A 10,450-nucleotide genomic window follows, 5' to 3' on the forward strand; every position below is an offset into this window, starting at 1 on the left:
TTGATCCATATGAATTATTTGAGGGTCTATCATCTCATTTTATCTCCGAGTAAAAATTGCATTACTTGATCCATACGCAGATGAGGTAGGCACTCATGCTGGCCAACAGGTTCTAAAGGAGCAAATCTTATATAGTTAAAAGCCTCTTTCTGCCAAAAATCTTGCTCGGGTAATTTACTCGGTACCGCGCCAGGAAAAACGGTAATAAGTTCACCATTTTCAGAACGTTTGCCGCGAAGTACCGGAATGTCTTGTCCCTGATAACGACTCGTACCTGCTTGTGTCGTTTTAACGGATGCGAGTGCCAGCGTTTTCATTTCTATAACATCATAATTTAACTGATGCTTAGTTTGATAAACCAACTGGTCGAGTAAGCGCACTAAATTCTTATGTTGCTCAGGTGTCACATGATCCGCTTTAGTCGCAGCAAATAATAATTTATCTATTTTGGGTGCGAACAATCGAGAGAACAAACTACTTTGACCATAACTGAAACTTTCCATAATCATGGTCATTGCCATTTTTAAATCAGCAAAACTATCAGGGCCATTATTTAGTGGTGTTAAACAGTCAGCCAAGACAATTTGTCGGTCGAAATTAACAAAATGTTCTTTATAAAAAGCTTTAACAACGCGCTCTTTGTATTCAATAAACCTTGCTCTTAACATGCCTATTAAGCAGTCGTCACTGGCATTTTGATAAGCATTCTTATCTATTTTCTCAAAGTGTGTAAAAGGAAAGAACTGCAAAATAGGTGCATCTTCTAATTCACCCGGTAAAATAAAGCGACCTGGCTGAATAACCGACATACCTAGTTCGTGGCGAAAGTGTAATAAAAGCTGAGTATATTCTTTGGATAGATCAGCCAGCATTTGCTCATCAACGGTTGCAAAGGGATCTATTTGATTAATTTTCTCGATAAAACTTTCAGCTGATTTAAATCTTGGCTCGGTAAGTAATAATGCGGTTGTTTGTTTTGACCACTGTTCAAACGTTTGATTTAACATCGGTAAATCAAGTAACCATTCTCCTGGATAATCGGTAATATCAAGGTATAAAGTTGCAGTATCACTCGCATATTTCAATAGAGAATCTTTTGGCTTATAGCGAATAGCTAAACGCATTTCACTGATACCGTGGGTAGGCTCAGGCCATGTTGGCTCAATTTGTGAAAACGCTGTCATAGCGCGATCATATTCAAAGCGGCCAATATGTAAGTGTTTTTGAGGAACTCTTTTTGCCGCAATAAATCGCCCTTGATGAACAACATTAAAAAAACCTAATTGTGAGTTATTACCTTCATTAACAAGTTGATTGACTAAAGAGGTAATAAAGGCTGTTTTCCCACTGCGACTAAGCCCAGTAACGGCTAAGGTAACATGTTGGTCAAGCGTTCGATTTAATAAGTCATTTGCTTTTTGTTTTAATTTATTTAAGTTTTTTTTATTTATAAGTGCCATGGATTATCTTACAGAAAGTTATAAACCTGTTACAACTCAAGATACAGGTTTCAAAGTGCTTGAGCAATTTCAATTCAAGGCACAGCCATAAAAGGTAGTTATTTAGCATAAGTGACAACGACGATGAGTCAGGTTATCTAGCCCCTTTTCAATGAAACTAAAAATGATTTAATACCGTGTCAACTTGCAAAAAAGCGGCAGACGCCGCTTTTTATTTGAGTATATTTACAGCTTATTAATTTCTCGTGAAACAGTAAACTCTGGCGAGGTCACATAATGTTCCATCGCACGTACTTCTCTTTCTAATGATTTAAATTTTTGCCTAATATCTTGAAAAGCTTGCTTTGGTGGCTCTCCTGACTGCCAAATACGAGACTTTACTTTAATTGATTCAGAGGAAAGTTCAGCTTCTGCAGAGTCCCTTGGTGATGCATATTGAGAGTGAGTTTGTTGATTTTTTTTATTCAATGTCCCTGGCTTTTTATCCAAAATAAACCAGCCAGCAATATAAATAACAATAAACCATCCCATACCTAATAAAACACCTGACACAACCAAAATTCGCACTAACCATGTTTCCCAACCAAAGTAATCAGCTAAGCCAGCACAAACGCCTGCAATTTTTCCTTGGCTTGAATTTCGGTATAATTCACCCCGACGCTTGTCTGTCATACCTTATTCCTCCAGTCTGGTGTTTCAGCATCTAAAATAGCTTCAAGCGTTTTAATTCTATCAGTCATTTTATCAGCTAATTCGGAGAGTTCTGATAATTGCTTGTACTCTTCCTCACTAAAACCTTGGGTTATCTGACGTTTACTTCGGTAATGTAAAATCAACCAAATAGGGGCAACCAGTAGCATAAAAATGATGACTGGAATCATAATAAGTTGTTCCACGATACTTCTCCTTATTCGTTATTCAATACAAACTAAATTACTTAGTTTTCTTCTCTGATTTCATTCTAGCTTTTAATTGTGCTAATTCATCGTCAATATTTTCGTCAGATTCTAAATCAGCAATTTCATCTGCTAACGATTTACTGCCTAAATCAAGAGATTCAACTTGTGATTCAATGTCATCAATTTTACGTTCATAACTATCGAAACGACTCAATGCGTCATTAACGCGGTCACTATCGATATTCTTTTTAACCTTTAAGCGAGAAGTAGCTGTTTTCTCACGCATGATTATCGCTTTTTGTCTCGCTTTCGCATCAGCTAGCTTTTCTTGTAACTGTGAAATCTCACTTTGTAACTTCGCAATATGGTCATCAACGTGTGTTAATTCATCTAATAGTGATGCGGCGTTTTCACCACACTTTTTCTTTTCCATTAACGCAGCTCTTGCTAAGTCTTCTCGGCCTTTACTTAACGCTAACTCTGCTTTTTCCTGCCATTGTTGTTCGTCTTTCTCAAAACGACTGGCTTGGCGAGCTAAATCTTTCTTATCCGCTAAAATTTTTGCAGATGACGAACGCACTTCAACTAAAGTGTCTTCCATTTCTTGAATGATCAATCTAACCATTTTTGCAGGATCTTCTGCCTTATCTAACAGGTTGTTAATATTCGAATTAATAATATCTGTAAACCTAGAAAAAATACCCATAACAACTTCCTCATTCAATTATTTTATTTAATTTTGCTAATATGCTTTATTCATGTTCTGCGCCAAGTTTTATTATTAACTTAACCCTCTGTTTTAAATAAAGTTATTATAATTAAAAAAAACACTTCAAACCTGATGATTAATAAAATACACTATTTGTTAGTGAAATAAACCAATTATTAGGTCAAGCGATGTCGCGTTTTAACCAAAAAGATAATCTTCTTGGACAAGCAAATAATTTTCTTGAAGTTTTAGAGCAAGTATCACAAATAGCTCAACTGAGTAAACCGGTACTTATTATTGGTGAAAGAGGTACGGGTAAAGAGCTTATAGCTGCCCGTCTTCATTACTTATCTAAACGTTGGGATCAAAATTATTTAAAGCTTAATTGCGCAGCATTAAATGAAAATTTATTAGAAACAGAGCTCTTTGGTTATGATAGTGGTGCATTCACCGGCGCAGGAAAACGCCATGAAGGCCGTTTCGAGCGAGCAGACAATGGCACATTGTTTCTTGATGAAATTGCCAATACGTCGGGCCTTATTCAAGAAAAACTATTAAGAGTTGTTGAATATGGAGAGTTTGAACGTGTTGGGGGATCAAGAACTATCCGCACAAATGTTCGTTTAATTGCCGCAACTAATGAAGACTTACCGACGTTAGCGGATGCAGGTGAGTTTAGAGCAGATTTACTAGACCGCCTTGCCTTTGACGTTATCACCCTACCGCCACTTCGTGAACGTATTGAAGACATACTTTTGTTGGCTGAAAGCTTTGCGATTAATATGGCCCGTGAATTAGAATTTGAGCTCTTTAGTGGTTTTACCGAAAAAGCAAAGCGTTCGATGCTTGAATATCATTGGCCCGGTAATGTGCGTGAATTGAAAAATGTTGTAGAGCGAAGTGTTTACCGTTGTAATAATCCACATTTACCCGTTCATGATCTTGTTATTGACCCCTTTGAATCGCCCTATCGACCTTCTCAGCGTATCAAAACTCAAGACAGAGTAGCAATGCCTATTCAAAGTATTGATGAAAGTAATAACGAAGAGAAACGCCAAGAAATTATTCAGCAACAGTTACCCGTCAGTAAATCTTTAGCGTTTCCTTTATCATTAAAAGACCTCTCACAGGACTATGAAATTGATCTGATCCAATCCGCTTTAGAAAATTGCCAATATAATCAAAAGAAAACTGCCGATGCACTCAAATTAACCTATCATCAACTAAGAGGTTATTTGAAGAAGTATAACTTATTAGAAAGTGCTGTAGACGAAGGGTAGTTAAGTTTATATGTCGATATTCGCTGTTAAAAAACGCTCATTAAAGGCCATGTTCTTGCCAATTTTATGCCTAGTTTCGGCATGTAATGTCGACAAGGATCAATCGCTGAGTGACCATAGTATTGTCTATTGCTCAGAAGGCTCTCCAGAAAGTTTTAACCCGCAAACGGTTACCTCAGGTACAACGATTGATGCAACCTCAAATCAATTGTATAACCGATTAATTTCATTTCGGGGTGAAGATAACACCATTGCACCATCGCTTGCTAAGTCTTGGCATGTGACACGTGACGGTAAAATGATCACTTTTTATCTACGTAAAGATGTCGCTTTTCATCAAACAGATTATTTTACACCAACACGCTTCTTTAATGCTGACGACGTACTTTTTAGCTTTAACCGAATATTATTACCTAAACATCCTTTTCATCAAGTTTCGGGTGGCAAGTACCCTTTTTTTCAAAGTGTAAGCTTTTCTACTGTTGTTGAGAGTATTGAAAAAATCAATGACCATACCATTCGTTTTAAGTTCAAGTATGCTGATAGTTCGATTTTAGCGAATATAGCGAGTGACTTTGCCGTTATTTTGTCAAAAGAATATGCTGATACATTAGTGTTAAAAAATATAAAGCGGGAAATAGACACCTTACCTATTGGTACAGGTCCCTTTAAGCTAAAAGAATATCGCCCTGGCGCCTATATTCGCTATGCAACCCATAAAAAATATTGGGATACACCCAGCACACTTGAGCAACTTGTGTTTGATATAACTCCAAGTAACACCAGTCGATTAACAAAATTATTGGCGGGAGAATGTGATGTTATTGCTTTTCCTATTGCCCATAAAAAAATAAAGAGTAAGCCAAAGTTACAGCTTGAAGCCGTCACTTCTTTTAATGTCGGCTACCTTGGTTTTAACACACTAAAACCGCCCTTTAATGATGTAAAAGTTCGACAAGCTGTTGCACTCGCGGTAAACAAACAAGCGATTATTGACACGGTTTATCGCTCAAAAGCTGATATAGCAAACAGTTTACTACCAAAAACTTCATGGGCTTATGACAAAAATACTCGTTCTCAAACTTACGATTTATCCCAAGCAAAAAAATTAATAACCGAAGCCGGTTTCCCTGATGGTTTTACCATGAGTTTATGGGCTTTACCTGTACAACGAGCATACAATCCTGACGCTGTTACCATGGCAAAATTGATTCAAGCCGATTTAAAGAAAATAGGTATAAAAGTAGTGATTGAAAACTCTCTCGACATGGGATCTTTTCTTGAACAGTTGTCAAAAGGTGAACATCAAAGTGTATTATTAGGCTGGTCAGCAGATCACCCTGATCCAGATAATTTTTTTACCCCCTTATTAAGCTGTTCTTCAGCTGAGAGTGGTAACAACAGAACGTTTTGGTGTAATGAGGACTTTGACAACTTAATACAACAGGCCTTAGAAACCACAAATGTAGCTCAAAGAAAACAGTTATATAGCCAAGCATTGGCGATTATTTCTACTGAAGTGCCACTAATTCCTATTGCTCACTCTAAACGATTTCAAGCGAGAAAAAACATTGTGAAAGGCCAATTATTATCTCCCTTTGGCGGTATCGATTTTAGTAAGGTAAGTAAAAACTGATATGCTGATATTTACGCTACGCCGCCTTAATTTATTTATTTTTACTATATTTTTACTGACGTTGCTGTCTTTCAGTTTAAGTTTTCTCTTTCCTGGCGACCAATTAATTAATATTTCTGGTCAAGTCAATGCAACACCTAAGCAACTCATTGTTTTAGCTGAGCAATACCAAACTAACAACAATATTTTTCAACAGTACTTTGCCTATATAAGTCATCTTTTCCATGGTGACTTAGGTATTTCAATGGCGAGCCAATTATCTATTAGTACCGAAATCATGAGTTTTTTACCGGCAACGATAGAACTGACCTTAGTAGCCCTCTTTATTGCCATGCTGTTTGGTATTCCTATTGGCTTTATCGCTGCAATTAACCATCGTAAAGCAACCGATAATATAATTTTAAGTATCTCGATGATTGGTTATTCAATCCCTGTTTTTTGGTTAGGCTTACTCGCGATCCTCATTTTTTCTATCCAGTTAGGTTGGTTACCCTCTGCTGGTCAACTCAGTTTACTTTTTGAAATTGAACATGTTACCGGCATACAATTTATAGATATATTGTTAAGTGATAGTCCGTATAAATGGCAAGCCTTTCAAGATGCAAGCGCTCATATTTTCCTACCCGCTTGCGTTATTGCCTTAGCGCCTGCGACCATATTTGTTCGCTTAGCTCGTACGGCAATGATGGATGTATTAGACAGCCAATACATTCGAGCCGCCAAGGCAAAAGGGTTAAGCTTTAAGCAAATTATTTATCATCACGCGATACGAAATGCCATGGTGCATGTTATTCGAGATGTTGGTTTGCAATTCGCGAACTTAGTCACTATTGCAATGGTCACTGAAGTTATTTTTAGTTGGCCAGGCATTGGTCGTTGGTTAATAGAAAGTATTTTTCAACGAGACCACACCTCAATTCAAGGTGGGCTTTTAGTGCTTTCTAGTTTTATTTTCATTGTGCATATCGTCATCGATTTTATCTATGCAGCACTTAACCCGTTAGCAAGAGAGAGTCGTCATGGCACGTGATAAAATATATTTAGAGGAAGAGTTCCCATCTCCCTTGCTACAGCTTTGGCATAACTTCAAAGAAACACCCGTGGTGATGATTGGCTTTAGTTGTTTTATTTTCTTAACCATATTAGCTCTATTTTCCCCTTTGTTAACGCCCTATACATCGGTTGAAAATCACTTAGATTTCTTGCTGTTGCCTCCGGCCTGGAACGACGATGGCAATGTGAGTTTTTTATTAGGGACTGACAACTTAGGCAGAGATATGCTCTCACGCTTAATGCACGGCACTTCACTCACCTTTGGTTTAAGTTTTGTTGTGGTACTTATCTCTTTAGGTATTGGCTTAGTTATTGGATCTTTATCCGCGTTAACATCAGGCATAAAATCGAGTTTTCTTAACCATTTTCTTGATGTTATTCTGTCTATTCCTTCTTTGTTACTCGCGATTGTCATTGTGGCGATTTTGGGGCCAGGCTTAAGCAACACCTTATGGGCGATAATAATAGTGTTGATCCCACAGTTTGTGCATATAACCCGTAATGCGGTTACCCAAGAATTCAGAAAAGATTATGTGCTCGCCTCTCGTTTAGATGGCGCAAGTTCATTTAGAATTTTATATCATTCCGTGTTTCCAAATATTCTAGAAAAATTAATTAGCCAAGCAACACTCGCACAGTCTGCTGCCATACTTGATATTGCAGCTTTAGGATTTCTAGGTCTTGGCGCACAAATTCCTATGGCTGAATGGGGCGCGATGCTAAAAAATGGTATTGATTTATTCTACATTGCCCCGTGGACAGTATATTTACCTGGGTTAGCGATTTTGTTTGCCGTGGTTGCAACCAATTTAGTCGGTGAAGGTATGAGACACGCACTTAAAGTCAGTAAGGAAGCTTAATGAATCTTTTAGATATTAGAAATCTTTCTATTGTGCTTAAATCGGCGACTAATCCTATTTTAGCTGTTGACCGTGTCAGTTTAACGATGAAAGAAGGCGAAGTTCGTGGATTAGTTGGAGAATCTGGATCAGGGAAGTCATTACTTGCACAAGCTATTATTGGCGTACTTGATGACAAGTGGCAAGTAGATGCAGATAGATTTCACTGGCGAGGCAAAGACTTGATGCGTTTATCGATAGATGAACGCAAAGCCATTATTTCAAAAGATGTGGCGATGATATTTCAAGAACCGATGGCCTGTCTAGATCCAACAATGACGATAGGAAAGCAGCTTACTGAGGCTGTTGATGGCGAGCAGTTAAGTGGTTATTTTTGGCAGAAAAACCGACAACGTAAAGAAACAGCCATGACTCTGTTGCATAAAGTGGGTATAAAACAGCACAAAATTTGTTTAAAAAAATATCCTCACCAGCTTAATGATGCTTTATGTCAGCGAGTGATGATCGCTATGGCGCTAGCTAAACGCCCTATTTTGTTGATTGCCGATGAACCGACTACGGCAATGGAAAGTACAAATCAAGGACAAATCTTTCGTTTGTTGGCCAGTTTGAATCAACTCAAAAATATGTCGATATTATTAATCAGCCATGATCTTGAAAATGTCACTCATTGGACAAATACCATTACAGTAATGTATAGCGGGCAATTTGTGGAGGCGGGAACCACTAAACATATATTTGAACAACCTTTCCATCCCTATACCCGCGCGCTTGTCGACAGTAGCCCAAAATCAAACAGGGGCTTACCTGCCAAATCGCGGCTCATGGCATTACCCGGTAGTATCCCTATTTTACAACATTTGCCTATCGGTTGTAGACTAGGTCCTAGATGCCCCAGAGCTCAACAAGAATGTGTAATAGCACCCAAAGTCACTAATTATCACGGACATCAGTTTAGTTGTCATTTTTCATTAAAGGACAGTTATTAAAATGCCAATACTCTTAGAGGTTAACAACTTAAGTAAATCTTTTAAATTGAACCGTAATTGGTTCGATAGAAAAGCTTTTACCGCATTAGAACCGATATCATTTGAAGTACAAGCCCACCAAACCTTAGCTATTGTTGGTGAAACAGGCTCAGGAAAATCAACCTTAGCAAAGTTATTAGTGGGCGCTGAACTTCCCACTACCGGCAGTATTAAACTCAATGGGCAAACATTACAGCCGGGAGACTTTAAACAACGATGTCAGCATGTTCGGATGATATTCCAAGACTCCGGTACGACGTTAAACCCAAGTTTAACCATCGGACAACTACTCAACGAACCTTTATTGCTCAATACAAAATTAAAGGAAGAAGACCGTCACTGTTTAATTCGAGAAACATTACAGAAAGTAGGCTTACTGGCTGAACACATGAATTTTTATCCACACATGTTCTCTGGTGGTCAAAAACAACGTATATCGTTAGCTAGGGCTATAATACTGCAACCGCAGGTCATTATATTAGATGAAGCGTTAGCTTCACTAGACCCCTCTCTACGCTCACAAATGATTAACTTATTACTCGACTTACAAGAACAGATGGGACTCGCTTATATCTTAATTTCTCATAACTTAGGCATTGTTAGACATTTCAGCGATAAAATAATGGTCTTAAGTAAAGGGCAAGTGATGGAGATGGGCGAAACCTCGGTTATTCTGAAGAAGCCAAAACATCAATATACTAAAAAACTTATTTTAAACCAAAGATTTCAATTACTGCATAAGTAAAAAGTTAGCGTGTGTTAAATAGATTTTTAACAAAAATAAAGCCAGCGTAATGCTGGCTTTATACGTTAAATAATGAGTAAAACAGGTTAGCTATTTACTTTTCTGCGCGACCCATAAATTTACGTTCTTCTGTATTTACTTTAATTTTATCACCTGTAGAAATATGCTCAGGTACTTGAACCGTTAAGCCCGTAGATAAAATTGCGGGCTTAGTACGCGCTGTTGCTGACCCACCTTTTATAGACGGGTCAGTTTCTGTAATGACTAATTCAACACTTGGTGGTAAATCAACACCAACCGCAACACCATCAACAATAATCACTGACAAGCCCATGGTGTCTTCACAAATAAATAAAGCTTCTTCAGCAATACTCTCTTTATTTAGGTTATATGGCGTGTAATCTTCATTGTCCATAAATACATATTCGTCACCGTCTATGTATGAAAACATAGCAGGACGACGGCTTAAGTCAGCAAAATTAAGCATATCAGAGTCTTTAAACGTCTCATCAATCTTACCGCCAGTGACTACGTCGTACATACGCATGCGATATAGACTACCACCAGCACGACCTTGAGGAACTGAACGCTCAATATCTCTTACAATAAATACTTTTCCGTTGTGCTCTACAGCAGCATTTTTCTTTATATCACTGGCCTTTGGCATTGATAATAATTCCTAAAATTAAATGTGGAGACAAATATCGAGAACTTCACAGAATAAAAATGTTTAGCTCGCCAATTTATCGACTTTTATTGATTATAAACTGAGGTTTAAAG

The 10,450-nt window shown here is 37.8% G+C and carries 11 protein-coding genes; 6 read left to right on the top strand and 5 right to left on the bottom strand.

The annotated features are described in order from the left end of the window. Nucleotides 1-29: 29 nt before the first annotated feature. From H4J73_RS08895 to pspA, 4 genes are all read right to left on the bottom strand, one after another. Entirely contained in the window at nucleotides 30-1,460 is a 1,431-nt protein-coding gene (locus H4J73_RS08895) for a YcjX family protein (RefSeq protein ID WP_182223152.1), read from the bottom strand. 225 nt (nucleotides 1,461-1,685) lie between these two features. Then, on the bottom strand, nucleotides 1,686-2,132 hold the full coding sequence (gene pspC, locus H4J73_RS08900) for an envelope stress response membrane protein PspC (protein ID WP_182223151.1): 447 nt from the start codon (nucleotides 2,130-2,132) through the stop codon (nucleotides 1,686-1,688). Beyond that, nucleotides 2,129-2,341, bottom strand: a complete 213-nt coding sequence (gene pspB, locus H4J73_RS08905; protein WP_182180172.1) for an envelope stress response membrane protein PspB — start codon at nucleotides 2,339-2,341, stop codon at nucleotides 2,129-2,131. Before pspB ends, pspC begins: the two co-directional genes overlap by 4 nt. Nucleotides 2,342-2,393: 52 nt before the next feature. Next, nucleotides 2,394-3,065 (bottom strand): phage shock protein PspA, encoded by a 672-nt coding sequence (pspA, locus tag H4J73_RS08910; protein WP_182223150.1) that lies wholly within the window; start codon nucleotides 3,063-3,065, stop codon nucleotides 2,394-2,396. A gap of 191 nt (nucleotides 3,066-3,256) precedes the next feature. On the opposite strand from pspA, the gene pspF reads away from it, so the two are divergent. Genes pspF through H4J73_RS08940 form a run of 6 tightly spaced genes read left to right on the top strand, consistent with a single transcriptional unit; the run spans nucleotide 3,257 to nucleotide 9,670 of the window. Next, the gene (pspF, locus tag H4J73_RS08915; protein WP_182223149.1) at nucleotides 3,257-4,348 is read left to right on the top strand and encodes a phage shock protein operon transcriptional activator; all 1,092 of its coding nucleotides are present in this window, start codon (nucleotides 3,257-3,259) and stop codon (nucleotides 4,346-4,348) included. Between the two features lie 10 nt (nucleotides 4,349-4,358). After that, nucleotides 4,359-5,984, top strand: a complete 1,626-nt coding sequence (locus H4J73_RS08920) for an ABC transporter substrate-binding protein (protein WP_259367933.1) — start codon at nucleotides 4,359-4,361, stop codon at nucleotides 5,982-5,984. Between the two features lies 1 nt (nucleotide 5,985). Further along, nucleotides 5,986-7,014 (top strand): ABC transporter permease, encoded by a 1,029-nt coding sequence (locus H4J73_RS08925; RefSeq protein WP_182223148.1) that lies wholly within the window; start codon nucleotides 5,986-5,988, stop codon nucleotides 7,012-7,014. After that, nucleotides 7,004-7,897: an ABC transporter permease subunit gene (locus H4J73_RS08930; protein WP_182180164.1), complete on the top strand. Its 894-nt coding sequence runs from the start codon at nucleotides 7,004-7,006 to the stop codon at nucleotides 7,895-7,897. The genes H4J73_RS08925 and H4J73_RS08930 overlap by 11 nt, the downstream gene beginning before the upstream one ends. Continuing rightward, nucleotides 7,897-8,886 (top strand): oligopeptide/dipeptide ABC transporter ATP-binding protein, encoded by a 990-nt coding sequence (locus H4J73_RS08935; protein ID WP_182180162.1) that lies wholly within the window; start codon nucleotides 7,897-7,899, stop codon nucleotides 8,884-8,886. Before H4J73_RS08930 ends, H4J73_RS08935 begins: the two co-directional genes overlap by 1 nt. Nucleotide 8,887: 1 nt before the next feature. Next, nucleotides 8,888-9,670, top strand: a complete 783-nt coding sequence (locus tag H4J73_RS08940; RefSeq protein WP_182180160.1) for an ATP-binding cassette domain-containing protein — start codon at nucleotides 8,888-8,890, stop codon at nucleotides 9,668-9,670. Nucleotides 9,671-9,764: 94 nt separating this feature from the next. Here the strand turns inward: H4J73_RS08940 and yeiP are convergent, their stop codons facing one another. After that, nucleotides 9,765-10,337: an elongation factor P-like protein YeiP gene (gene yeiP / locus H4J73_RS08945; RefSeq protein WP_182180158.1), complete on the bottom strand. Its 573-nt coding sequence runs from the start codon at nucleotides 10,335-10,337 to the stop codon at nucleotides 9,765-9,767. Nucleotides 10,338-10,450: the final 113 nt, after the last annotated feature.

This window comes from Colwellia sp. MB3u-41 (assembly GCF_014076845.1).
Lineage (GTDB): Bacteria > Pseudomonadota > Gammaproteobacteria > Enterobacterales > Alteromonadaceae > Colwellia_A.

Excerpts from the sequence above, each read along its gene's own strand:
- H4J73_RS08895 (WP_182223152.1), bottom strand. The coding sequence starts at position 1,460 with ATGGCACTTATAAATAAAAAAAACTTAAATAAATTAAAACAAAAAGCA.
- pspC (WP_182223151.1), bottom strand. The coding sequence starts at position 2,132 with ATGACAGACAAGCGTCGGGGTGAATTATACCGAAATTCAAGCCAAGGA.
- pspB (WP_182180172.1), bottom strand. The coding sequence starts at position 2,341 with ATGATTCCAGTCATCATTTTTATGCTACTGGTTGCCCCTATTTGGTTG.
- pspA (WP_182223150.1), bottom strand. The coding sequence starts at position 3,065 with ATGGGTATTTTTTCTAGGTTTACAGATATTATTAATTCGAATATTAAC.
- pspF (WP_182223149.1), top strand. The coding sequence starts at position 3,257 with ATGTCGCGTTTTAACCAAAAAGATAATCTTCTTGGACAAGCAAATAAT.
- H4J73_RS08920 (WP_259367933.1), top strand. The coding sequence starts at position 4,359 with ATGTCGATATTCGCTGTTAAAAAACGCTCATTAAAGGCCATGTTCTTG.
- H4J73_RS08925 (WP_182223148.1), top strand. The coding sequence starts at position 5,986 with ATGCTGATATTTACGCTACGCCGCCTTAATTTATTTATTTTTACTATA.
- H4J73_RS08930 (WP_182180164.1), top strand. The coding sequence starts at position 7,004 with ATGGCACGTGATAAAATATATTTAGAGGAAGAGTTCCCATCTCCCTTG.
- H4J73_RS08935 (WP_182180162.1), top strand. The coding sequence starts at position 7,897 with ATGAATCTTTTAGATATTAGAAATCTTTCTATTGTGCTTAAATCGGCG.
- H4J73_RS08940 (WP_182180160.1), top strand. The coding sequence starts at position 8,888 with ATGCCAATACTCTTAGAGGTTAACAACTTAAGTAAATCTTTTAAATTG.
- yeiP (WP_182180158.1), bottom strand. The coding sequence starts at position 10,337 with ATGCCAAAGGCCAGTGATATAAAGAAAAATGCTGCTGTAGAGCACAAC.